The sequence below is a fragment of the Collinsella sp. HCP3S3_E5 genome (assembly GCF_052067635.1).
Taxonomy (GTDB): Bacteria; Actinomycetota; Coriobacteriia; order Coriobacteriales; family Coriobacteriaceae; genus Collinsella.
Genome location: NZ_JBQHQF010000011.1, coordinates 49,913 through 75,219 on the forward strand (window position 1 = coordinate 49,913; position 25,307 = coordinate 75,219).

Annotated in this window: 16 protein-coding genes and 1 pseudogene; 3 read left to right on the top strand and 14 right to left on the bottom strand. The window is 61.0% G+C overall.

Annotated elements, in window-relative coordinates; all coding sequences use genetic code 11:
- Positions 1 to 107: 107 nt before the first annotated feature.
- The 6 genes from ACTM82_RS04935 to ACTM82_RS04960 all read right to left on the bottom strand — a co-directional run bounded on the left by ACTM82_RS04935 (position 108) and on the right by ACTM82_RS04960 (position 5,975).
- Positions 108 to 308, bottom strand: a complete 201-nt coding sequence (locus ACTM82_RS04935; RefSeq protein ID WP_441054759.1) for a hypothetical protein — start codon at positions 306 to 308, stop codon at positions 108 to 110.
- 15 nt (positions 309 to 323) lie between these two features.
- Positions 324 to 524: a hypothetical protein gene (locus tag ACTM82_RS04940; RefSeq protein ID WP_441054760.1), complete on the bottom strand. Its 201-nt coding sequence runs from the start codon at positions 522 to 524 to the stop codon at positions 324 to 326.
- Between the two features lie 631 nt (positions 525 to 1,155).
- Entirely contained in the window at positions 1,156 to 2,361 is a 1,206-nt protein-coding gene (locus ACTM82_RS04945) for a DUF362 domain-containing protein (protein ID WP_441054762.1), read from the bottom strand.
- Positions 2,362 to 2,647: 286 nt separating this feature from the next.
- Positions 2,648 to 3,853, bottom strand: a complete 1,206-nt coding sequence (locus ACTM82_RS04950; protein WP_441054764.1) for an ABC transporter permease — start codon at positions 3,851 to 3,853, stop codon at positions 2,648 to 2,650.
- Complete coding sequence (locus tag ACTM82_RS04955) at positions 3,840 to 5,027, bottom strand: ABC transporter permease (protein ID WP_441054766.1); 1,188 nt, start codon at positions 5,025 to 5,027, stop codon at positions 3,840 to 3,842. Before ACTM82_RS04955 ends, ACTM82_RS04950 begins: the two co-directional genes overlap by 14 nt.
- 9 nt (positions 5,028 to 5,036) lie before the next feature.
- Positions 5,037 to 5,975 (bottom strand): ATP-binding cassette domain-containing protein, encoded by a 939-nt coding sequence (locus ACTM82_RS04960; RefSeq protein ID WP_441054768.1) that lies wholly within the window; start codon positions 5,973 to 5,975, stop codon positions 5,037 to 5,039.
- A gap of 166 nt (positions 5,976 to 6,141) precedes the next feature.
- Between ACTM82_RS04960 and ACTM82_RS04965 the strand changes: the two genes are divergently transcribed.
- Both ACTM82_RS04965 and ACTM82_RS04970 read left to right on the top strand, forming a co-directional pair.
- Positions 6,142 to 7,287, top strand: a complete 1,146-nt coding sequence (locus ACTM82_RS04965) for a sensor histidine kinase (RefSeq protein ID WP_441054770.1) — start codon at positions 6,142 to 6,144, stop codon at positions 7,285 to 7,287.
- Positions 7,284 to 7,913, top strand: coding sequence for a response regulator (locus tag ACTM82_RS04970; RefSeq protein ID WP_441054772.1), 630 nt, complete (start codon positions 7,284 to 7,286; stop codon positions 7,911 to 7,913). Before ACTM82_RS04965 ends, ACTM82_RS04970 begins: the two co-directional genes overlap by 4 nt.
- Before the next feature lie 605 nt (positions 7,914 to 8,518).
- Here ACTM82_RS04970 and ACTM82_RS04975 read toward each other — a convergent pair.
- From ACTM82_RS04975 to bilR, 8 genes are all read right to left on the bottom strand, one after another.
- Positions 8,519 to 14,851, bottom strand: a complete 6,333-nt coding sequence (locus tag ACTM82_RS04975) for a Spy0128 family protein (protein WP_441054774.1) — start codon at positions 14,849 to 14,851, stop codon at positions 8,519 to 8,521.
- Positions 14,852 to 15,308: 457 nt separating this feature from the next.
- The gene (locus tag ACTM82_RS04980) at positions 15,309 to 15,650 is read right to left on the bottom strand and encodes a 4Fe-4S dicluster domain-containing protein (protein WP_117759792.1); all 342 of its coding nucleotides are present in this window, start codon (positions 15,648 to 15,650) and stop codon (positions 15,309 to 15,311) included.
- Positions 15,651 to 15,657: 7 nt separating this feature from the next.
- Entirely contained in the window at positions 15,658 to 16,746 is a 1,089-nt protein-coding gene (locus ACTM82_RS04985) for a hydrogenase large subunit (protein WP_441054776.1), read from the bottom strand.
- Positions 16,747 to 16,751: 5 nt separating this feature from the next.
- The gene (locus tag ACTM82_RS04990) at positions 16,752 to 17,462 is read right to left on the bottom strand and encodes an NADH-quinone oxidoreductase subunit C (RefSeq protein ID WP_441054778.1); all 711 of its coding nucleotides are present in this window, start codon (positions 17,460 to 17,462) and stop codon (positions 16,752 to 16,754) included.
- On the bottom strand, positions 17,462 to 18,055 hold the full coding sequence (locus tag ACTM82_RS04995; protein ID WP_427795592.1) for an NADH-quinone oxidoreductase subunit B family protein: 594 nt from the start codon (positions 18,053 to 18,055) through the stop codon (positions 17,462 to 17,464). The genes ACTM82_RS04990 and ACTM82_RS04995 overlap by 1 nt, the downstream gene beginning before the upstream one ends.
- Before the next feature lie 12 nt (positions 18,056 to 18,067).
- Positions 18,068 to 20,950, bottom strand: coding sequence for a proton-conducting transporter transmembrane domain-containing protein (locus tag ACTM82_RS05000; protein ID WP_441054780.1), 2,883 nt, complete (start codon positions 20,948 to 20,950; stop codon positions 18,068 to 18,070).
- Positions 20,951 to 21,236: 286 nt separating this feature from the next.
- Positions 21,237 to 21,632 carry a helix-turn-helix domain-containing protein gene (locus ACTM82_RS05005; RefSeq protein WP_229770663.1) on the bottom strand — a complete coding sequence of 132 codons (396 nt, stop codon included), beginning with the start codon at positions 21,630 to 21,632 and terminating at the stop codon, positions 21,237 to 21,239.
- A 454-nt stretch (positions 21,633 to 22,086) separates the two neighbouring features.
- Positions 22,087 to 24,117: a bilirubin reductase, long form gene (bilR, locus tag ACTM82_RS05010; RefSeq protein ID WP_441054782.1), complete on the bottom strand. Its 2,031-nt coding sequence runs from the start codon at positions 24,115 to 24,117 to the stop codon at positions 22,087 to 22,089.
- Between the two features lie 829 nt (positions 24,118 to 24,946).
- On the opposite strand from bilR, the pseudogene ACTM82_RS05015 reads away from it, so the two are divergent.
- A pseudogene (locus ACTM82_RS05015) lies at positions 24,947 to 25,307 on the top strand (hypothetical protein); the annotation flags it as partial.

Sequence of the window (25,307 nt, forward strand, 5' to 3'; positions counted from 1 at the left end):
GGCACTCCACGATGGCAGTGACCAAGCGGATTGATTTGGAATCTTTAGACAACAGGGCCTCCCGTGCTGTGCGAACTTATGTTCTATTATCGTACGGGAGGCCTGGCTTAGTCCTCGGGAAACTCGATGGGGTAGTGGGCGGCCAGGCTGCGGTACTTGCGGTAGAACCCCGACAGCAGGTCGGCCACGCGGTGGCGCTGCCTGTCCCTCGCCTCGGCCTTCGCGCCGAAACGCGAGCCGGGCGGCATGACCCTCGTCACCGCCGTGCCCTCCTGCGGCACGCCGCCGACCTCGAACGCCTCGCGCATGAGGTCGCGGATCTGCTAGGCCTTCAGCTTCTCGGCCTCGGTGATGCCCGACATCTCGTCCTCCATGGAGTCGGCCACGAACTTGCGCCAGTTGCGCTCGGACTCGGGCGCGGCCGAGTCGATGTCGAACTGAGCGTCCGCCTCTCCGAAACCGGCGATCTCGAGGAACCGCTCGATGAGTTCGGACTTGTCACGCAGCTCCGGCGATGCTGCCACCGAGAACATGATCCGCGCGGCGATCTCCGCCGTTCCTTCAACTGGGAAAACGGCGTCCCCGGGCCCCGGAAGGGACCGCGGGGGCGTTCGGCTAGGTGCGGGAACGGCCTATTTGCTCAATGTGTTCGGCTGAGACCGGAAATCAACCCTGACTATCAAAGTTCATTCATTCATCGTTCATGTGATGTGAAGCACAGCGACAGAAGCCGCTCGGGACAGTTTTCTGAGAATCGAATAAATCGCCGTTGTCGAGCGAGCGCCAGTTGGTTATCCACCGCTCGCGGTTCCAAACTGACCACTCGCAGTGAACGGCGGCAGCGCCGAAAAAATCTTTTTGAACCCTCGCGCGATGGCTCGTTTTAGCTGGAAAACTGGACTTTTTAGGCGAATATCGACATTTGCAGCTCTAACTGACCCTTTTTTCGAAAGTGTGGGGAAAATGTCGGGAACCCCGAGCAGACCGCACTTTTACCAACAATTTATCAGGGGTTTTGTTGCCAAAAACGCCTTGTGGTCGGCGGTATTCGATTTTCCCCGCACTTCCGAAAAGCCGCCCGTGAGCGCTGTGCTCGCGGGCGGCTTTTGCCCGAATTACTCCACAAAGGCGCTTGTATTGTCCAATAGCTAGGCGCTATTTGACCTCGATAAGCTCGTACTTGCTCGTGCCCAGGCCGATCTTCTCGGCGTGCGCGATGCACGCGCGCCAGTCGGTGTCGGGATGCGTGATGCAGAAGGGGTCACGCGCCTGCTCGCCCTCCAGATGCTCGTGGTTATGCTCCATTTTGGCCGCGCTATCGGTGAGCTCGGTGTTGGGCAGCGGCTCGGACGCCATGACGGCGTCGGCGCAGGCCTGGTCGATGGCGACCGGGTCGAAGCTCGCGAACATGCCGATATCGTTGACGATAGGCGTATCGTTTTCGGGATGGCAATCACAGTTGGGGCTGATATCCATGGCAAGCGAGATGTGGAAGCTCGGGCGGCCGTCGACGACGGCCTTGGTGTACTCGGCGATCTTGCAGTTGAGCACGTCGGCCGCGGCGTCATAGACGGGCTTGATGGCGTCCTGGTTGCACACGCCGATGCAGCGTCCGCAGCCCACGCAGCGATTGTGGTCGATGGCAGCCACGTGCACCGTGCGAGTAGCGCCGCTGGCAAGCTCGCGCTCGCGGGTGTCGTCGAACGAGATAGCGTTGTGCGCGCAGATCTTTTCGCAGGCACGGCAGCCAATGCAGTGCTCGGTCGCGACGTTCGGCTTGCCGGCGGCATGCTGCTCCATCTTGCCGGCACGGCTGCCGCCTCCCATGCCCAGGTTCTTCATGGCGCCGCCAAAACCGGCCTGCTCATGGCCCTTAAAGTGGGTGAGGCTGATCACGATATCGGCATCCATGAGCGCCTGGCCGATCTTGGCCTCGCGCACGTACTCTCCGCCCTCGACCGGGACGAGCGCCTCGTCGGTACCCTTGAGGCCGTCGGCGATGATGATCTGGCAACCCGTGGCATACGGGGTAAAGCCGTTCTGATAAGCGGTGTCGATGTGCTCGAGCGCGTTTTTGCGGCTACCGACATAGAGTGTGTTGCAGTCGGTGAGGAAGGGCTTGCCGCCCAGCTCCTTCACGACATCCGCGACGGCGCGGGCGTAGTTGGGGCGCAAAAAGCTCAGGTTGCCCAGCTCGCCAAAGTGAATCTTGATAGCGACGAACTTGTTCTCAAAGTCGATCTGCTCAATACCGGCGCGGCGGATGAGGCGCTTGAGCTTGTCGAGCTGGCTCTCGCGAGCATGCGTGCGCAGGTTGGTGAAGTACACCTTAGCGGGTGCTGCGGGTGCAGTTGCGGTCATAGATCTATCCCCTCGGTCTATATGGCGTTACAGACATAGAGGATGGTACCCGTTAAAGCGGGGTCAATGTCAAGTACGGCGCCTAGTCATTGGGGACAGACTTAAATGACCGAAACCACTCATTGGGGACGGACTTAAATGAGTGCCTCGCCACCTGGAAGCTAGGGACGTTCCTTTCCTGCCGGCAGCCAGGGACAGTCCTTTCCAGCTGGCTGGCGAGCCGGCGAATCGGCAAAGACTGTTCCCCGTGACTAGTCGTTTAAGAACGTCCCCAATGACTAGGTAGCTAGGCGTGGGATTTGGCGCGTGCGAGGGCTAGGCCTACGGCAGCGATGGCCGCGGCAAAGAGCACCGTGACGCCCAGATCGCAGGCGATGTCTCCCAGCACGGCGGACGTCAGGTCCGCGGCGAGCGCCTTGCCGATCGCGTCGTTCACCCAATATGTCGGCACAAAGTGCGCTACGGTCTGCACGGACGGGCCCATCAGCGACAGCGGCATCCAGGCGCCGCCCAAAAACGTCATGAGCATGCCAAGCAGGTTGCCCACACCGTTGAGCAGCTCCTCGCGCGCGCCCAGGCTCGACAACGCAAAGCCAACGGCCAGCGGCGTGCACGCCAGGGCAAACGTCGCCGCTAGCGCCAGACACACGCGGTCCACGCCGACCTCGGCGACCGCGCCGGCAAAGCCCACGACGCCCATCATGCTCGACACAAACCAGATGCAGACGGTGATCACGGCAGCGGCCGCAAACACGGCAAGGGAGCGCTGGCGCTCGGAGATTGGGCCGGCCTCCATGCGGCGCACGCGCTCGGGTTCGTTCATGCCCGAGAACACCAGCCCCACCGACACGATGACCGACGAGATAATCGCGTACGCGCCAAAGTTGAAATACGACTCAAGCGTGGCGGCGGCTGTCGAGCCGACCTTGACCTGCTCGATCTCGACCTCCGCGCGCTTGGCGGCGGCATGCTCGGCGGCCTTGGCGACGTCACCGTCGGAGGCAGTAGGATCAAGTGCGGCCGTAGCGCCCGCGAGCGAAATCCAGCGCGAGGCCTCGGCAGACGAAAGCGCCGCCGCCATGGTGCCGGCACCGTAGGTCACATCGAGCTTGGGCAGGGACTCCCCCGCACGGGCGGCTGCAACGAGGTCGCCCTCAAACCCCTCCGGGATAAAGAACACGCAGTCGGCGCTGCCCTTGGCACTGTTGCTCTTGGAGAGCGCGTCCGCAAGGTCGTAGGTGTCGTCACCAACGCCCGTGACCAGGTCAAAGCGCGAGCCCAGGTGCTTGGTAAGCGCACGCGAAAGGTCGCTGTCGTCGCGGTCGACCACGATCACGTTGGTGTCGTAGGGCTCGTACTCGGTGAGCTGCGACGAGTTCCAGCTCACCGATGCCGCGATGAATACGCCCATGAGCGAGATGAACACCGTATAGATGAGCAGGTAGAACGGGTGCGCCAGCGCCATGCGAAGCGCAGTCTTAAAGGTGCTCATAGCGGCTCCTTCCAAAGATCAGCGTGGCGGCGGCAACGAACAGCAACGCCATAAGGACCAGCGCGCCAGCGCGAACGGCAAAGGGGCCCAGGTCCTCAAAGAAATACAGGCGGTTGAACATGTCGCAGATAAGCTTGACGGGGTTGAGCCAGCACTCGGCCGGACAGGCGCGGGCGACGTCGTCGGCAAGCGCCATCGCCGGCTCGCCGTAGAGGCCGGCGAACAGGGCGCACGTGGTGGCGAAGCCCGTGAGGATGCCCGACTTGGATGCCTTGCCGCCCTTAACGGGAAGCGTGCCCACAAAGAGCCCCAGGCCCGTCGCGGCAAGCGCGGAGGCAGCGCCACCCACCAGGCAGAGCCCCTCGCGCCCGCCAAAGCCGACGCCCACGACCAGGCGCACGTAGCCGATCGCGATCGTCATCGAGGCAAAGGAAACCAACCACGAGCCCACAAAGATGCCGGCCAGCGACGCCGTCTTGGAAAGGCCGCCCACGCAGCGACGCGCACCAAGACCAGACAGATTGGGCTGCAGGTCGACGACGCTCAAGGCAGCAAACTCGGCAGACATCATCGCGACCAGGCCAAAGAGCGCGTAGTAGTAGATGACCGTGCCATCGGGCGTGGCACGCGTCAGGCTCACACGGCGAGTGCCGCCCTCAAGCGACAGGGCGCGCGCAACCGCCTCCGGGTCGGTGAGCGCCGCCTGGTTGTCTTGGGCAATCTGGCGCATGAGCTCGGCATTTTGCGTATACGAGCTTGCCACCGTCTCCAGGATGCTGCGGTCGGTGAGCACCGACGTCGCACGCGAGCTGTCATAGCTCGAAAGCAATGTGAGTTTGGGCGTGCCCGCGGCATCGACCGCATAGATGCCCGCGACCTCGCCAGCCTTAAGCGCACGGTTCGCATCGACTGCGTCGTCGAACTCGTGGATCTCGAGCAGTTGGTCGTCGCCTTCCTTGGCAAGCGACGTCGCCACGTCCTTAAAGGTTGAGGCGCCCCAGGCCTCATCCGCCACGACGGCCACCGGCACCGGGTCGACCGTGCCGTCGGAGTTCAGGTTCGCAAACATAAACATGAACATCGTGGAAAGCGCGACGGGAAAGATCGCGCCCCAAACCCACGTGCTCGGCCGGCGCAGCAGCGTCTTGACCGTGATAATAATGGTGTTGAACATGGCCGCCCCCTAGTCGCGCAGCTCGCGGCCGGTGATCTCGAGGAACACGTCGTTGAGGGTCGGCGGCTCGCTCCACACGCGGCCGAGCGCAACGTCGGCAGCGCGCAGCGTGTCGAGGATGTCGACCAGATTGTGCGGGCTCGCTTCGCAGGTGCAGACGAGCTCGCCGCCGGACAGCTCGACGCTGAGCACGTGCTCGAGGGCGCGCAGTCGCTCGACCGTGGCGAGATCGACGGCGCCGACCTCGACGGTCACGCGCTCACCCATCTGAATCATGCGCTTGAGCTCGTCGTTGGTGCCCTGCGCCAGCACGCGCCCACCGTCCATGATCATGATGCGGCTGCAGATCTGCTCGACTTCCTCCATGTAATGGCTGGTATACACCACCGTGGCGCCTTCGTCGCGCAGGCGGCAGATGCCCTCCAGGATGGCGTTGCGGCTCTGCGGGTCGACCGCCACCGTGGGCTCGTCGAAGAAGATGAGCTCGGGCTTGTGCGCGACGCCGCAGGCGATGTTGAGGCGACGCGCCAGACCGCCCGAGAGCTTGCCGGGGCGAAACTTGGCAAAGTCGCCCAGCCCGACAAAGTCGATGGCCTCGTCGACCAGCTCGCGACGGCGCTTGCGGTCGTTGACGTAGAGGCTGCAGAAATAGTCGATGTTCTCGCGCACCGTGAGCTCGTCGAACACCGCCACCTGCTGCGGCACCACGCCGATGCGGCGCTTGAGGTCGTAGCGGGCGGGCGTCATGGGCTCGCCGAACAACTCGATGGTGCCTTTGTCGTAGGCGAGCAGCTGCAGAATGCAGTTGATGGACGTAGTCTTGCCCGAGCCGTTGGGGCCCAGCAGGCCAAAGATCTCGCCGGGGGCGATGCTCAGGTTAAAGTGGTCGAGCGCGATAAGATCGTCATAGCGCTTGACGAGGTTTTCGACGTGGACGATGTCTGTCATGAGGTGGCCCTTCCGTTGATTTCGGCCCGGTACGATTGCATCATCGCAGGTGCGGGCGGCGCGCACCAGTGAGCTTTGTCACGAGTGCGGCGGGGGCGGGCGGGAGGAATGTCACGGTTGCGGCACCTGAGCAATCGTCGCGCGCACCATCGCGTACAATACCCGTATGAACAGGCTTTTCGACAAATCGATCGTGCTGGCGTGCTGTATTGCGGCCGCCATGGGTCTTGCTGTGGACGCTCGCCTGGTCGCGGCGTTTTGCCTTGGCGTTATTGCCACCTCGCTGGCCGAGATGGCGCAGGACAAACGCACGCGCCGTGCAAGCGAGGCAGCGAGATACGCTTACATTATGGTGACCGTCTTTGTGCCGTCGTTTGTGCCGTTTACGCCCCTCGCCCTCTATGACATCGCGCGATACGTGCGCCGTGAACACGTTTGGGTCGCGCTGGGCGCCGGCGCCATCTTTGTCTGCGCACTCGTCGCATATGCCCACGCTGGCGCGCTTCCCACCCGTGCGCTGCTGTTGACCGCCATCCTTTCAGTCGCCGCCACCTTGCTGTCTCTGCGCACCGCTCAGCTGGAGCGCGAGCAGGAGCGCATGCGTCGCACCCGCGACGAGCTGCAGGAGCGAGCCCTCGCGCTCGAGGCGCGCAACCGCGACCTTGCCGACTGCCAGGACTACGAGGTCGAGCTCGCAACGCTCGCCGAGCGCGCCCGCATCGCACGCGAGATCCACGATAACGTGGGGCACCAGCTCACGCGCGCCTCGCTGCAAACCGAGGCCCTACGCGTGGTCCACGCCAACGAGCCCGGCGTCGCCGCCGACTTCGCTGACGTCAAGCGCACCGTGGACGAAGCGCTTCAGCTCGTGCGCTCGAGCGTCCACGCGCTCAACGACAACGCGGCGAATCTCTCCGTACAGCTCGAGCGCATCGTGGAGGGCGCGCGCTCAGATGGCGGGCCGCAGATTGAACTTGAGGTTTTGGCCGAGCATGCGCCCGCAAATGTCGCCAACTGCTTTGCGGCGGTCCTGCGCGAGGCGCTTTCCAACGCCATACGCCATGCTTGCGCCCATACTGTCACCGTACGATGCATGGAGCATCCGTCGTTTTACCAGCTCATCGTTACCGACGATGGCGCAGGCGGGGCTCAAGCAAGCGGCCGCAACGTCACAGGAGGCATGGGGCTCGGCTCCATGCGCGAGCGCGTCGAGGCGCTTGGCGGCACCTTCACCGCCGGCCCACGCGCCGGCGCCGGCGGCTGGCGTGTGTTTGCCACCGTTCCTAAACAGCAAGGAGATGAGGGCCGATGAGGCTCATCGTTGTCGACGACGACCGCTTGGTGGTCGATTCGCTCAAGATAATCCTGGGCGCCCAGCCGCAGATCGAGGTGGTGGGTACCGGCGCCGACGGCAACGACGCAGTGGCTCTTTATGCCGAACACGCACCCGATATCGCGCTGCTCGACATTCAGATGCCGGGGCGCGACGGACTTTCGGCGGCCCGCGAGATCCTTGAGCGCGACCCTGCGGCGCGCGTGGTGTTTCTGACGACATTCTCGGATGATGAGTACATTGTGTCGGCGCTCAAACTGGGTGCCCGCGGCTACCTGATCAAAACCGATGTCGCCGCCATCCCGCCGGCGTTGGCGCAGGTCATGGACGGTAAACGCGTGCTCGAGGGTAAGGCGATCGAGGATATCAACTTTGATGGGGCGGGCGTCGAGGTGGGCACGACCCGCCGGCCCGCGGCCTTCGTCAGCCTGACCGACCGCGAGTTCGAGGTCGCCGAGCTCATTGCCCGCGGCCTCGATAACAAGGAGATTGCCGCCACCGCCTATATGGGCGAAGGCACCGTGCGAAACCACATCAGCTCAATCCTGGCCAAAATGGGCCTGCGCAACCGCACGCAGATCGCCATCGCCTACCTGCGAGGGTAATTGCCCGAAGACCGACCGCCCCGGCATAACAAAATGTCTGCTACCTGTTTAATGCCATTTCAAAACTATGCCGGTTTACGGGGCCAAACTCAGGACCCCCATCCATACCCGCTTTTTCTGTAAAATGACGGCTCGTCTACCTGCGGTTTTATTTTCACGAATATCAGCATGGTTGGGGACTCGTGACTCAGCCCCGTAAACCGGCCTAGTTTTGTCCGAGCGGCCACGTCAAGTGTCTCCGCAAGCCGCTTCAAGCCAAAAATGATCCGTTTTCCTCCGTCCCCAAGGGATCAGCCGGAACCGCTCCACGAAATCGGCCCATCTACTACGTTTAACTCGATACCCCTGACCATACCTTCGTTTTGAGCAAAACCGCAGGCGTTCTACCTGCGGTTTTGTTTTCGCGCTTTTTGACATGGTTGGGGGTAAGGGACTAAACGTAGTAGATGGGCCGGTTTCGTGGCGAGCCCTCCTCGCCTACGCACAAAAGCGCCGCCACGGAGGAGGGAGATGCCTCCGTGGCGGCTGGGGGTGGGGGGTGGGGCTATGTTCTGGCTCCCCGCCGGCCGCCCGGGGCCTTTTGGCCCCGGGCGCCGCCAGCGTGCCTAGCGTTTACGGATACCCCAGACCAGGGCTCCGACGCCGGCCATGGCGATAACAAACGCCATGAGCAGTGCGGCGGCCTGCTGGTCACCCGTGGTGGGCAGGAAACCCTTGACCGTCTTGACGATGTTCGTCACGGTCTTGGGCGTGCCGGGATCGGGCGTCGGCACGGGCGTCTCGGGCTTCTTGTACGTGTTGTTGAACACGATACCCTCGACGCTCTTATCGCCCTTGGCAAAGGCGACATTCGCCTTGAGGTTGCCCTCGCCGTCGTCGACCACGTTGACGGTCGCGGTAAAGACGGACTTGTCGTAGGTCATACCGGCCTCGTCGCCCTTGACCTCGCTGATGGTATAGACGTACGTACCGGGCTCGTCGTACTCGAACTTGTCGAAGTTGATCTTGCCGTCGGCATCGTTGGTGACGGTGGACTCGATGTCCTCGCCAACGAGCTTAAAGCTAAACTCGTCCTTCTTGAGCTCGCGTCCCTCGAGCACCTTGATGGCGCCGATGGAAACCTGCGTGGGCATGGCGTGGTACTTGTTGGTAAAGCCAGCCGACTCAGTAGTTCCCTCGAGCTTGTGCGTCGCGGTCAGCGTGCCGTCGCCGTTGTCGGAGACGGTGGTCACGACGGTGTAGGTCGTGCCGTCATAGGTGACGCCCTTGTACAGGCCGAGCGCGTTGGGGCAAGCCTCGCGCAGCGTGTACGTGTGCGTGCCGGGTGCCTCGTAGCGGATCGGGCTCAGCGTAACGTTGCCGTTGGCGTCGTTGGTGCCGGTCGCGACAACCACGCCGTCCTCGAGCAGATCAAACGTGAACTCGCCTGCTGCAAGGTCGCGTCCGGTTAGGCGCTTGACCGTCTTGACCTGATCGGTCACCACAGAATCGGTAGGCGTCACGCTGTAGGTGTTGGTGAACGTGAAGGCAGCACCGTCGTCACCCTCGCGCACGACCTTCAGATGTCCGGCACCGTCGTCAGTCACGGTGTAGGAAACCTTACGCGTGGCGTTGGCGTCGTTAGTCACGCCAGGGGCGCTACCGGACTCGGTCACCGTGTAGGCAAAGGTGTGCGAGCGCGGGGCGGTGGGGGCTGCGGGCTCGGACTCGCCGCCGGACTCGTCGGCATTGGCGTCAGCGTCGGCGTCGGCCTCTTCAGCCTCTGCCTCGTCGGCCTCGACTTCGTCAGCTTCGTCTGCCTCGGCCTTATCGGCCGCATCGTCCGTCACGCCCAAGGCGCGGTTGAGGTCCTCGAGCGTAAAGTGGATATTGCCAAAGTCCACGTTGCCGGCCGCGTCGTTGGTTGCGGTCGTGCGCTCGGGCATCGGGGCGCCCGCCTCATCGGCGGTCACGGTAAAGGTGAACTTACCCGTGATATCGGCCGGGGTCAGGCCCTCGGCAGCCTGGAGCTTCTTGGCGCCGGCGAGCGTGGCGTCAACGGCATCGGCGCCGTAGACGTTCTCGAACACGGGCTCGGTGCCACCGTAGTCAGGCTTCGCCGTCAGAGTGCCGTCGCCGTTGTCGACGACGATGACCTTAAAGCTAAAGCTCGACTTCGCGGCAGTAATACCCTTTGCTGCGAGCGGGGACGTGTACTCAAACGCCGTGTAGTTGATAGTCCACGCAAGCTTGGCATCCGTGTCGGTACGGATGGCGCGTCCGGCGCTCACCAAATCGGCGAGCATCTCAGTCGTGTAATGCAGCGTGCCAAAGCTCACCTGGCCGTTGATGTTGGTCGCCACAGTGCCGTCAATGGCTTCCGTCTCGCCCGCATAGGCGATGCCAAAGTAGAACTCGCCGTTGGCCAGCGGACGACCGGTCAGGGTCTTGGTGGCGACAATCTGCGCAAGCTCGCCGCCCGGGTTATCGGTCGATGCGTGGTAGCTGTTGGCGAACGAGACCAAGGCGCTCTCGACCTTATTCTCGCCGCTCTTGTGGACCGCCACAGGCGTGCCATTGGGTCCGCCAGAAACGGTCGTCGTAGCGGTGAGCGCGCCGGCACCATCGTCGGCGATAGCGATCGTCACGGTGCGCTCGGCGTCATCGTAGGTGTAACCGGGCTTGCCGTCGTTCTTCTCGGCCACGGTGTACGTAAAGGTCTTGCCCGCGTCAGCCTGCGTAAACTTGACCTCATGGCCAGCCAGGATGTCGATCAGACCAACCGTTGCCTCTGCCGTTGCAGGGGACTTGTACACGTTGGCGCCCTCGTGCAGGCCGAGCGCGATGGCCGAAGCCTCGTCGGCAGGCGTCACGGTAAAGGTGAACTGGCCCTCGGTCATGGGACGTCCGGAGAGGGTCTTGCTGAGCTTGAGGCCGCCGGCCGCGGCGTAATCGAGCTCAGTACGGTACGCGTTGGTGAAGCGGCCGCTTTCCTTCTTGGTGACGTTGGCGGTCAGGGTGCCGTCGCCGTTCTCGGTCACGGTCACTTCGGCAGTTGCGACATGCGCGTCATACGTCATACCGGCCGCGCTTCCCGCGTTCTCGCGGATCTCGTACTTGTAGGTTCCGGCAGCCGTGTAGTGGATCTTGCCGAACTTGATGGCGGCGATACCTTCGTTGTCCGCATCCTGCTTGGTCACGGTTACGGTTGCCGGGTCGGGCAGTGGGGTGCCCTCGGGGGCCGTGATGGTAAAGCTGAACTTGTCTGCATCCGTCCAGTCGCGACCGTCGATGGCCTTGCTCAGGCCAAAGTCGAGCTCTGTGTCGAGCGGGGTCACGCTGTAGGTGTTCTTGAACTCGACGGGCTCGTCGTCCTTCAGGACGTGCTCGGCCTTGAGCGTACCGTCGCCGTTGTCCGTGATGGTGGTCTCGATGGTGAACTTGGCGTCGCTGTAAGTGACGCCCTTGCTGGTGGTTCCGCCGTTGACCTCGCGCAGTGTGTAGGTGTGCTTGCCGGGCTTGTCGTACTTCACGGCGTTCATCGTGATCTTGCCTTCGGCATTGTTGGTGCCGGTGGCGACGACCTTGGCGTCCTCGCCCTCGCCCTCGACGAGCTCGAATCTAAACTCGCCAGCCTTGAGGTCGCGTCCGGTCAGGACCTTGGTCGCGGCGATCTGGTCGGTGACGCTCGTCTTGACAGGCGTCACGCTGTAGGTATTGGTGAACGTAAATGCCACATCGCCGTCCGGCTTGCGGGACACCCTCAGAGTACCCTCGCCGTCATCAGTCACGGTGAAGGAAACCGTACGCGAAGTCTCGACGTCGTTGGTCACGCCAGCGACCTCACCGGACTCGGTCACGGTGTAGGTAAAGGTGTGCTCGCGCTTCTCGGGCTTCTCGCCCAGAGCCTTGTTAAGGTCGTCGAGCGTAAAGGTGATCTTGCCAAAGTCGACCTTGCCCTTGGCATCATTGGTCACGCTCGCGTTCGCGGGCATGGGTGCGCCCTCTTCACCGGTCACGGTAAAGGTGAACTTGCCGGCAATGTCAGCCGGGGTCAAGCCATCAGGAACCTGCAGATTCTTCTTGCCCACAAGCGATGCCTCGACAGGCGCGGCAGTGTAGGTGTTCACAAACTCGTTGCCGGCATCGCCGTAGACAGCCGTCGCCGTCAGGGTACCATCGCCGTTGTCGACAACGGTTACACATGCGTCAATTGCCGACACGGTGGCGCTCACGCCCGCAGGCAGCTTTCCGGTCTGCTCGGCAGCAATGTAGCGAATGGTCCACGTGGGCTTGTCGGAGCTAGCATCAACCGACGCCTTGCCCTCCTCGACCAGCTTGGCAAGCGACTCGGTCGTGTACGTCAGCGGCCCGAACTCAACCTTGCCACCCTTGTTGGTTGCATCCAGCAGAACCTCGTCGTGCCCCGCATAGCTCAGCGCAAACTTAAATTCGTCATCGGCCATCGGGCGCCCCGTGAGCGTCTTGGTTGCCTCAAGGGTCAGCGGGGTTTCCGTCTTGGCGCTATAGGTGTTCTTGAACTCGGTCTTGCCCGAGATCTTTTCAACGTCAGCCTTAAGCCCACCCGTGGCCTTAACCGCCACGGTCACCTTGAACGTGGCAACGTTCTCGCTGTAGGTGATGCCACCGGCGCCGCCCTTGACCTCGCGGACCTCATAGGTGTACTCGCCCGGCTTGTTGCAGGTGATCTCGCCGAAGTCGATAGCTGCCTTGCCATTGTCGTCCAGGTCGTCATTGGTCACGGTCGCGGTCGCGTGTGCAGGCATCGGGGCGTCATTCTCGGACGTTGCGGAGAGTTCAAACTTAAACTCGTCCGCATCCGTCCAATCGCGGCCCTCGAGCACCTTGGTCAGGCCAAAGCTGGCCTTGGTATCCACCGTTGTCGGCGTCACGTTAAAGCTGATCTTGCCGTTGTTGCCCAGGTAGGAATTGACATGCGTCGCGGTCGCCTTGGCGGACACGTTGTTCCACTTGGGATTGAGAACGTCAGTCGCGGTACCGGTGCTGTTGCTCTTCTTGGTGGTATGGAGCTCGTCGATAAAGGCCAGACGCGCGGTTCCCACGCTAAACGAAAGGTTGTCGTCCTCGTCGTGAACTATGGCGCCGTCAAGCTTCGCAGCGTCGCCGCCGATAAACTCGATGACGGCAAAGGCGGGCTTGGCCTCGCCGTTTTCGCCCTTTGCCTCAAACTCGTCCTTGTAGTAATAGATGTCGTCGGCAGCCAGCGAATCCTTCGCAGGCTGCGTGCAATCCTCGTCCACATAAATGGGAGTCTGCTTCTGGAAATAGTAATAGCGGTTGGTGTCGGCAGGCTCAAAGTTTGCGATCGTATCGCCCAGCGCGCCAGCATTCCACTTGTTCGCGTAGAAGTTAACGGTCTTGGAACCGTTCTCCGCGGTGGTCGTATTGCTCTTGATGTAGTCCTCGAGCCCCTTTACGTTCTTGGGCGTAAACAGGTTATCGAGCGCTTCTTTCTTAACGCTTGAGGTGTAGTTCACCTGAATGGGCTCAGTATTGTCGACCGTAAGCACGCCGTCGGTGATCTTAAAGTGGCGCAGCGGAATCAGCGACGCAGGAATCTTAACCGTTACGATATCGCCGGTCTGAGGCTTGCCCTCTTCGGCATGCTGAACAGTGATGACCAGGTTCGCAGCGGCACCAGAAAATGTGTAGGTGTCGACATTGCCTTCGGTCTTCTTTGTCGGCTTGTCAAACGTCGTACCGTTATACACGACAGACGTAAAGTCGTCGACCTGCATAAAGTCGCCCAGCCTATCGGTAAACGTGATGTAGCCGGACTCATGCTCGCCATAACCGTCATGGACTTCTGTCGGGGAACCAGTCTTGATAATGCTTCCCGAGATCTCTTCAAAGATCTTCTCGAGTTCAGCGGCGCTGGTTGCCGACTTGTAGTAATTGGCGTTTTCTGCGCGCGCACCAAAGTTGATGGTCCATCCGCGCCAGATAGAAATGCTGGATGAGGCGGCAGGATAGTTGCTCGACACGGCATGCATGAACTTATTCTCTTTGCTTGTGCCATCAACCGTGGGGTCGGCACTGGGGTTTACGCCGCTAAAGATACCGATCGTATAAATGTCGGCACCTTTATCCTTGATCTTCTTGGCGCTGTTGATAGCGTCATTGGCAACCTTGTTCTCGAATCCGTCCCAACTCGTGGGCGAGCCATCGGTGAAGAAGACAACGACCTTCTTGGCATCAGCACGCCCAGACGAAATGCCCTCGGCCAGCTGTAAGCCATAATCGGCTCGCGTGGCGCCAGCGGGACTGATGGAGTCGATCGTACTCTTAAGGCTCTCCGCGTCCTCGCCCTTGCAGAGCGTCAGCTTCTTCATGGTCTGCGAGTAGTTATAGCCGTTTTCATCCCTGTCGTTGCCGACCGTGGTAGACCTCTTTGTTCCCGCAAACTTTACGATGGCAACCTGATGCTGCTTGGATTCATCTGTGATGCTTTGGTTTTGCGTGGCGATGGTGTCAATAAAGCGATTGGCGGCCGTCTTCAGCGCGTCAATACGCTTGGTATGGTCGTTTGTACTCATCTCATCATCCATCGAGCCTGAAGCGTCCAGCACCATCACGATGTCGAGCGGCTTGCCGGAAACCGTCGTATCGGATGTCGAGGAAATAGCAGACAGCGTGGTCAGGAAATCTGAATCTCCGTTCTCGATTGCCTTGACCGTCTTGTCGGTCCAGATTCGGCCGACGTTTTGAGTTGTCACTTTCTTGCCTTCATAGCCACCGGCCCAGAACTTCCAGTAGTTGCTGGTGTCAGGGTCGACGACCTTTCCGGTCATTGTCGGTCCGTCCATTCCGGTGCTGGACCTGGCGTTGGCCTCGGGCAGCATGGCAAATGCTGCAGCCGGCAACACCAACACTACGGCCAGTATCACCGCCAAGAGACCCCTCGTGTACCTACTCATCGCGTCTCCCTTCTCGCGGTCTCAAACCTTGCATTAGCCTAAAGTTACGGAATGAGACACAATTTGAGCAGGTGACACACGTTCCGGATTCGGTTTTGAACGTGAGACAAATGTCTCACCAAAGTTGAGACACGAGGGTTTTCGCAGGAAAACAGGTGCGACTCAAGATCGACGGCCAAAATCGCCCGTTTTCTTCCACCCCCGAGGGAGTGACCGATGGCGCTCGCCACGAAATTGGCCCATCTACTACGTTTGACTCGATACCCCCGACCATACCCGCTTTTCATGCAAAATCGCAGGCGTTCTACCTGCGGTTTTGGTTTTACGGTTTTCAGTACGGTCGGAGGTTCGCTATCCAGCCCCGTAAACCGGCATAGTTTTGTTAACGGCAGCCTAACCGCGCGTTTAAGCGCGGGGCCGGTGGGGCATTTTTGCCCCACCGGCCCCTATTCCAGCGCTATTCCGGCTTGGTTTCTACCGTGGGAGTCTTGTCCGCCGCGACTGGAGTGCGCGCGGTGTCCATAGTCAGGCAGTGCTTGGGGCAGCTCTCGATGCACTCGCCACACACCACGCAAGCGTACGGGTCGATCGACCAGGTACCACCCTTGCGATCGACCGCAAGCGCGCCCGCCGGGCAGCGACGCGCACACATACCGCAGCAGATGCACACGTCCATATCGTTGACGATATGCCCGCGCAGGCGCTCGGGCGCCGTCAGCTCCTCCTGCGGATAGCACACCGTGACCGGCTGCTTGACCATAGAGCCCAAGGCCGTCTTGGCAAATGTCAGCAAACTCATGCCGCGCCTACCTTTCCGTGCAACTAATGCAGGGGTCGATGGTCAGGATAATCATGGGCACGTTGGCAATGAGCACGCCCTGCAGCGCATGCGTCAGGCCCGCCAGGTTTTGCGACGTCGGCGTGCGCACACGGAAACGGTCCAAATTCTTGGTGCCGTTACCGCGCACATAGTAGTACGCCTCGCCGCGCGGCTGCTCAATCACAACCTCGCCGCGCGCGCCATCGGCTGGCGTAAGCTTGGTACGCCCGCCGATGCCGTCGTGCGGAATCTTGCCCACAAGCTCCTTAATGATGTCCATGGCCTGCGTGACCTCGGCACAGCGCACCTGGCAGCGGGCATAGCAGTCGCCATCGGTAGCAACGATGGGCTCAAACGCAGCCAGGTCCGCATAGGCACCGTCGCCAAACATGCGCACGTCGTAATCCACGCCCGAGGCGCGCCCAAACGGACCGACCATCGACAGGTCCAACGCGTCCTTCTTGCTGATCACGCCCACGCCATGCAGGCGCTCGCCACAGCTGTCGTCGTCCAAAAAGGTATGCACCAGGGCCTCGTAGTCGGGGCGCATGGCATCGAGCGTCTGGACAATGCCCGCCAGCTCGGAGTCCTCAATGTCATGCTTAAGGCCGCCGATCTCGTTAATCGACAGAATCACGCGACCGCCACACGTGCTCTCAAAGATCTTGAGAATCTGCTCGCGCAGGGTCCACGAACGATAGAACAGCGCCTCGAAGCCAAAGGCATCGGCGAGCAGGCCCAGCCACAGCAGGTGCGAGTGAATGCGCGAAAGCTCATGCAAAATGGTACGGATATACCGCACGCGGCCGGGCACTTCGATGTCGAGCATGCGCTCGCAGGCGCTGGCATAGCCGCAGCTGTGACCCACGGCGCAAATACCGCAGATGCGCTCGGCGATGTAGCCAAACTGGTGCATGTCACGCTTTTCAGTGAGCTTCTCGAGTCCGCGGTGCACAAAGCCGATCTGCGGAATTGCCTCGATAACGCGGTCGTCCTCAAGCACCAGGTCCAGGTGAAGCGGCTCGGGCAGCACCGGGTGCTGCGGGCCAAACGGAATAACGGAGCGATGTGCCATGGACCTTACGCCTCCTTTTTCTGCTTATCGCGGGCGGCTTTGGCGGCAAGCGCCGCGCGAACCTTGGCCGCTTTCTCGGGATCCATGGCGGCGAGCTTTGCCTCCATCTCGGCAGCCTTGAGCGCGGCCTTGGCGGCAGCCTCGTCATGCTGAGCATCGGAGCCGGCAGCCGCAGTGGGCTGAGCGACGGCAGCGCCCGCAGCATCGCCAGCGCCCTCCCCCGCAGCGGCCGCGGCAGCGGCGGCCTTCTCGGCCGCGGCTTTGCGCACCTTGGCCTCGGCAGCGGCACGGACCTTCATGGCCTTCTCGCGCGCAGCCTTAACCTCGGGCGTGATGACGCTCATGGGCTCGGCAGTCGAGACCTGGTAGAAAAAGCCCTTAAAGTCAATCTGCATGTCGGTAATGGCAAGCCCAAACAGGTCGTGTGCCTCATTTTCAAACGGGAACACCGCAGGGTAGTACGAGCTGATGGATGGAATCTCCTGGTACTGGTCGATACCATCGACTACCAGGTTCTCAATCGCATAACTGCCGTCCTGCGCGATCTGCTCCTGGGCAGCACGAACGTTGATGAACGTATAGACCAGGCGATACGTGCCGTCGTCCACATTGCGCTCGGCGTGCATCTGTACAAAGCGGGCACCGGCACCCTTGAGCGCCTGGACATGCGACAGCAGCGCATCGAGCTCGACGGTGGTATAGAGTGCCTTTTGCATTACTCGGCCCCCCTTGCAGCGGCGGACGCGGCGGGCGTCCCAGCAGGTGCGTCGCCAGCGGCAGGCGCGTCGCCGGCCTCAGCCGCGGCCACAAATCCGTCCTCGCCCAGCTCAACGCCGCCATCCCAGGTAGCAGCACCGCCCACGGTAAGCGGGTCGCCGCCGGCGCGCATCACGGCCTCCTTCTGGTCCAGAATGCCGCACGCCTCCACGATGGCGTCGATCACCGTCTCGGGGCGAATGGCGCACCCTGGCGCGTACACATCCACGGGAATCGCGCGGTCCACGCCACCGATCACGTTGTACGCATCGCGGAACACGCCGCCCGAGCACGCGCAGATGCCGCACGCCACCACGCACTTGGGCTCGAGCATCTGGTTGTAAATCTGGCGCACGACGGGCAAGTTCTGGGCGTTGACCGACCCCGTCACCAAAAAGATGTCCGCATGTTTGGGGTTGCCGGTGTTGACCACGCCAAAGCGCTCCGCATCGAACAGCGGCGTGAGCGAGGCCAGCACCTCGATATCGCATCCGTTGCAGCTCGAGCCGTCGTAATGAATAACCCACGGCGAGCGCGACATTTTATGATCCATGGATGCCGCCTCCTAAATAAACACGTCGACGAGGATGGGCATAAGGTTGAGCAGGCCAAACACCAGCGCCACACCCCAGCCGAGCTTAAAGCAGCTGCGCCAGGTGCTACGGGCGAAGGTGTTATCGATCAGTACCTCGACAAAATACGTCATGACCATAACGACCAGGGCGACGACCCAGCTCACCGGGTTGTCCCAAACAAAGAACATGCCCACCCACATCAAAAACAGCGCGGTCTCGCACCAGTGCATAAGGGTCATCTTGGCCAGCGTGCCGCCGCTCATCTCGGTGGCGACGCCCTGGACGATCTCCTGATGCGCGTGATGCGAGTACGAAAGATCGAACGGCGACTTGCGCAGTTTGATGGTAAGCACCGCGAGCAGTGCGAGGAAGATGGGCGCGCTGTACACGATGATGGGGGCCGGCTGCCCCGTCACGGCGATGGAATCGAAGCTATCGGTGGCAAGGTACAGGCCCACACTCATCAGCAAAACGGCGGGCTCGTAACTCATGACCTGCAGCAGCTCGCGGTCGGCGCCGACCTGGGCAAACGGGCTTTGCGTCGAGGCGGACGCCAGCACCACAAAGATCGCAGCGAGGGTAACCATAAAGGCGCATAACAGTGTGTTGGAACCCGACACAAAGATGCCGCCGCCCACCACGGTAAAGACGAGCGCGCACGCCATGTAGGTATCGTCCACGGTGTTTACGCTGGCAGGGGCTTTGCGCAGGAGCTTGGCTACATCGTAGAACGGTTGCAGCAGACGCGGTCCCACGCGGCCCTGCATGCGGGCGGACAGCTTGCGGTCGATGCCGTCGATCAGGCCACCAGCCAAAGGCGCCAGCAGGGCAAACGCCACGGTGCCTATAAAGATGCCTACGACACCCGAGCCTTCGAAATACTTGCCGCGCAGCACCGAGGGCTCGCCCATGGCGAGCGTATCGGGACCAATCCATGCGCAGCATAGCAGCGCGAACAGAATGATGCTACAGCACACGATGCTGCCCGCGGGGCCAATACGCTTCTCGCCAAAGGCGTCCTCCAGGTACCAATTGCGCTTTTCGGCCTTCACCTCGTGTCCCATCGAGCCGCGGAAATGACGGTAATTGTCGGTTCCCACGCCCGAAAGATATACGTTTACGTGCGGTTTGTTGCTCACGCGGAATGAAGTCAGCAGCACCACGGCGATAAAAGCCACGATAACCACCATTAGATACATGGCATCCTTGCCAATAACATACGGCACGCGGCCAAACACCATGGCCAAGTAAGGCGACACCAGACCGCTCGAGATAATCGGGAACGCTACACAGCACAGAATCAGCAGCGCGGCGATAGTGTTGAGCGCTATCCATTCGGTCTTATGGACATTGCCCTCCACGTTTTCGGCCGTAGAATCCACGCCCGAGAGCTTGGCGAGCCACTTGCCCCAGAAGAAGAACGTCGCGGCCGAGCCAAAGGCCAGCACCATGATCATGAGCACATTACCGGTCTGCGCAAACGCCACCAGGGCGCCCCACTTAGACACGAGCATGCCAAACGGCGCCACGAACATGCCCATGATACCCAGCATCATCAGGCGCGTCAGGTGCGGCATGCGGCTGAACATGCCGTCCATGTCCTCGATATTGCGGCTGCCGATATGATGCTCGGCCGTGCCCACGCACAGGAACAGCAGCGACTTTGCCACCGTATGGAACAAGATTAAGAAGATGGCGGCCCACACGGCCTCGGGCGCGCCGACACCCAGGCAGGCACTGATGAGGCCCAGGTTGGAAATGGTGGAGTACGCGAGCACACGCTTGGCATTGCTCTGCGAGATGGCCATGAGGGCGGCGAGCAAAAACGTGATGGCGCCCACGCTCGTGACCATAAAGCCGGTCACGGGATAGGTGGCGTACAGCGGGCTCAGCTTGACCATCAAAAACACGCCGGCCTTGACCATGGTGGACGAGTGCAGCAGGGCGCTCGTGGGCGTGGGGGCGACCATGGCGCCGAGCAGCCAGGTGTGGAACGGCATCTGTGCGGCCTTGGTAAGCGCGGCGATCGACAGCAAGACGACCGGCAGCACCAGCAGCGCGGATTGCGCGGTTCCGGCGCCGGAAAGCTCGATCATGCCCGAGATGGTCAGCGGTACGCCGTTGACGTGCAGGAACATAAGGCCCGCCAAAAACGCGATGCCGCCCAGCATGTTGAGGATGATCTGGGTAAAGGCGTTTTTGATGGCCTCGGGCGTGCGCGTATAGCCAATCATAAGAAACGAGCACACGGTGGTGATTTCCCAGCCGCAGAACAGCCACTCCAGGTTGTCGCTCGTCACGATGACGAACATGGCCGAAAGGAACAGGAACATAAGCGCCAGGAACTGCGGGCGTCGGTCGGGCGCGGTCTGCCCACGCAGCGCGGCCTCGTGCTCATCGTGCGCCTGGAAGTCCTTCATGTAGCCCAGGGCATACACGCAGATCAGGCTGCCGACAATGCCGACGGCGAGCACCATGATCACGCTCATATAGTCCAGGTAGAGCGGCGTGGCGGTGACGACCTCGGCCGTGGGCAGCGTCATGGCAGCGAAGGCAACCGAACCCACCAGCTGCACCACGCCGAGCACACCGGTAAGCGCGTTCCTATATTTGAACGCGTTGTACAGGATGACGACGCACAGAATTACGTCGATGACGGAGCTGATGATCGAGAGCACATGCGAGGTGCCGGGGGCAACCTCAAAGCCCTGCGGACCCGTGCCAAAAAATAAGACGGCAACTACAACGGTCACCGCCATAATAATGCCGGAGCCTACAAGCCCTACCGCATCGCGGACTCGGTCACTGCGCGCGAGCAGCATGCCCATCGCCGGTACCAGCGGAAACAGGGTAAGGAAATACAGTAGCGTCATACCATCACTCCCCCATGCAAAAACGCTGCAATTATTTAACGTTATAGCTCAAATTGGGAGTTCAGGCGGCAGGTTTTCGGTCAACTGGGGAGTTTTAGGCGTATGGGGTAAGGGCATGTCCGCTTTGGAGTAGAGAGGCAACGCTCCCCCTCTCGTAGCGGCGGGCGCACGGGCCACTGCGCGCGGTTTATTGACCACTTTGAAGGATGTCCCGATAGACTCGCGGCGGTCCAAAAGGTTGGCGCGGCAAGAAAAATGCGCCCCTGCGGACGCACCATCCCGTTCGCTATTCCGCCTTTTTAACGCGCGGTTTACGACCCCGCGGCTTATCGACCAAGGCGGCCTCGCCACCGTCGCGATACTGTCGGCACCAAGCTTTAACCGAAGACTCGCTGGGGATCTTGTGCTTGACCATGACCTCACGCACCGTCAGACCATGTTCCAAGCGGTCCTTAACCACGGCAAGCTTAACGTCAAACGAGTATGTGTGGTGATGAGAGCCCGCATTGAGAACGGCGTCGGCGCCGCCCACGGCATACGCACGGGCCCACTGACGGGCTGTGGCCTGGGGGATGCCAAGCTCTGCGGCGAGCGCGCGATGGCCGACCCCTTCTTGGAGGATCTCGACAGCGCGCTGCCTAATCTCGGGCGCATGCGTGCGAGTCCTTGTTGTTTCTGACATACCTGCCACTTCTACTTCTTAGCCTTAAACGTTAAATTGCTTTCTTACGTGCAAGTTAGATAGTAGCATTTTACTGTTTGCTCAAAGCAGTTAATTAAAATAGACGCGGCGCTATCTGGGAATTTGACACCAATTTACGACATTTCTTTATTGATTATTTACGCTGGTAACTAGCTCGCAGCTAATCGTCATTCGCTTGCCAGCAAAATTGGCATCTCTTTATGTCCTTTGGAATAGAGGATATAGTTATTAACCCCTCCTCCAATAATTTTGAGCAGTCTGCAAGGCAGTAGACGCCTCACTCCCCATGATTAGCGCGCATTGTCGTCCACCGGGGCAAAACAAAAAGGGCGGGACCTGCTGCGCTTGCAGGCCCCGCCCCGATTGACACCCGATGGGACGCGGCCGGGCGAGACAGATCCGTGCTACCGCCCCACCTGGCCGCGATGTTCAACTACAGCTCGTTGGCCGCGTGATATGCCGTGCGAATGGCGTTCGCAATGTCGGCGGTGCGCTCGCCCGAGCAGTCGCCCACACAGGTCACGGGCACCGTAACGCCATCCAAGTCAAACGCGTTGGCCTTGGAACCGACGGCCATCACCACGTAATCGCAGGCGATCTTCACCGGCTCCTCGGCGCCGTCATCGGCAGTGCGAATGGCCTCCACACCCTCATCGGTAATGGCGGTCAGACGGGTCTTCACGTGCTGCTCCACGTTGTGCTCTGCAAAGTCGCTCATAATCAGCGGCAGAATGGTCTCGGACTCGCCTGCGGCAATCTTGTCGAGCATCTCCACGATCGCCACTTCGCAGCCGTGCTGCAGCAGGTACTCGGCAGTCTCGGTGCCCACCAGGCCACCGCCAATGACGGCGACGCGGCCCGTAAGCTCCACCTTGCCGGCCAGCACGTCCCAGCTCGAGACGACCTTCTTAGAATCGGCACCCGGAACGGGGATGACCACGTCGTGCGCGCCCACAGCCACAATCGCGGCGTCGGCGGCGTTGAGGTCCTCAGTGGTAGCGACGTGGTTGAGCTCAACCTTCACGCCCAGGCCGGGCAGAATCTTCTCGTAATACTCGACCGAGCGCATGATTTCGTCCTTGCGCGGAGGCGCGGCCGCCAGCACAATCTGGCCGCCCAGATGATCGCTCGCCTCGTAGACGGTCACGTCGTAGCCGCGCTTGGCCGCCACGCGCGCGGCCTCCAGACCGGCAATACCGCCGCCCACAACGGCGATCTTCTTGTCGCCCTCGCCCGGCTTAATGGCGATGGTAGCCTCGTCGCCGTTCTCGGCATTGAGCACACACGAGATGTACCTGCGGTTTTGAATCGCATCGACGCAGCCCTTGTTGCAGTTGAGGCACTCGCGGATGGGTTCGCCCGTGGCGGCCTTCAGCGCAATGTCGGGGTCGCACATGAGCGAGCGGCCATAGGCGATGATATCGGCTGCGCCGTCTTCCAGAATCTTCTCGCCAGCCTCGACCGAGACAACACGGCCCACAGTTGCCACCGGCACGGAGACCAGGGACTTGACGCGCTCGGCCACGGGCAGCGTCCAGTTGTAGGGCATGGCGCCCATGGACGGAATGGTGTCGCCCATATTGCCGGTGTGGTTGGCCTGTGCAACCTGGATCATATCGATGCCCGCGCCCTCGAGCAGCTTGGCAAACTCGCAGGCCTCGTCGGGCTGCAGGCCGCCCTTGCCACGCGGCGTGCCATCGGGGTTCTCCATGATCACGGGGAGCTTATACTCCACCATCAGCTGCGGCGCGGCTTCCTTGATGGCAGCGACGACCTCCAGCGCGTAGCGAACGCGGTTCTCAAACGAGCCACCGTACTCGTCGGTTCGCTTGTTGAGGATCGCGGAGCACAGCGAACCCACCAGGCGGTCGCCGTGGACCTCGATGGCATCGATGCCGGCCTGCTGCGCGCGAGCGGCCGAGGCAGCGATGGCCTCCTTGATCTGGGTGAGCTGCTCTACGCTCGCCTCGTTCACAAAGTGCTGCATGTCGTGGTGCAGCTTGGCGTATGCCTGCTTGCGGATCTCGTTGGACTCGGCCATCTTGGCGGCAAAGGTCTCCTCGTCGCCGGCGGCCTTGGCCTCCTGCGCGGCTTTGGCTGCAGCCATGGAGCCCATGACCATGCGGCCGACACCGGGCACGTCGTACTCGGGGTGGAACAGCTGCAGCGCGACCTTGGCACCGTGCTTGTGGACGGCGTCGGCCAGTGCCTTAAACGTGGGGATCTGGGCGTCGGTTGCCAGCTTGGGCGTGGGGCTTGCGGTCATGACGGGAGCGACGTCGCCGATGACGATGTAGCCCACGCCGCCACGGGCCAGGCGCTCGTAAAAAGCCAGGCTGCGCTCGCCGATGGAACCGTCGCGCTCCTCATAGCCGGTGGTCAGCGGCGGGAACATAATGCGATTCTTGAGCTCAAGGGGGCCAACCGTAATGGGCTGGAGCAGCTTGGACGCAGGTACGGTCATGGACATTCCTCTCTTGTAGACGCGGCGGCGATGGTGCCGCGTAGTTGTCTAGAGGATATGGCATGGGGGTACAGCGGCACAACGAAAATCGGCGAATATCAGGTGGCGGCAGGCGGATGGGGCGGGGCGGGGCGTCGGTTTGTCTCAATCTGTAACAGCTACCCAGCAAAACCGGGTCTTACTGTTACAGATCGAGATATTCCTCTCGACCCATCCTCAACAATCTAAATCTGTAACAGCTAGACCCACTTTTGACCCCTACCTGTTACAGATCAAGACAATAGAAACCATCCCAACAAAACGTCTCGATCTGTAACATCTATCGACCAAAACCGGCCCTAGGCGTTACAGATCGAGACAAACCAAACCGGGCTTCCGAATAATCTTGATCTGTAACAATTAGACGACAAAAATCGCTCCTCGTGTTCCAGATTTAGACAAACGGAGGCTGGCGTGCTGGTTTGTCTCGATTTGTAACGGCCAGACGTCCAAATCGGGTCCATCTGTTACAGATCAAGATATTGTTTGAGAAGCTGCGGACCGTACCGAAAACACGATCCCGGAATAACAAAAAAGCTCGTCGGCTAGGCCGACGAGCTGCAAGTTCTTGGTCGCGGGGGCAGGATTTGAACCTACGACCTCCGGGTTACGGATATGGCGGGCCGTCAAACAGCGATTGGACTAAAGCCGGGCCTTCCACAGTGTTTAGTCCTATAAACAGTCCAACATCTTTATTTCTAGTCGTTAGATTGGACTAAAATGACTTTGATTTCGGTATTTAGTCGTATCTTACGACTAAATACCAGCCACGAGACCGTTGGGAGCGATCTTGTACTACAGCGATCACGACGTCCTTGAACTCATCGCCCGTATCGAGAAGCCCTACGAGAGCGTGGTTATCGAGCTCAAGGAAGCGAAAAACGACTTCAGTTTCAAGAACCTCGGGAAGTACTTCTCCGCCCTGAGTAACGAAGCGGTCCTGCGCGGGAAACAAGACGCCTGGCTCATCTTCGGTATGGACAACGACAAGGTCGCATGCGGAACCGCTTACCGAGAAGGAAATCCGGCCAACCTTAGATCGGGACTGCGGACGATTTCTTGGACCGTTACGCGGCCCTTCCCAGCGCGGCGCGGAACTCGGCCGGCGTGCGGCCGCCGAGCGCATCGCTGCGCCTCTCCGTATTGTATCG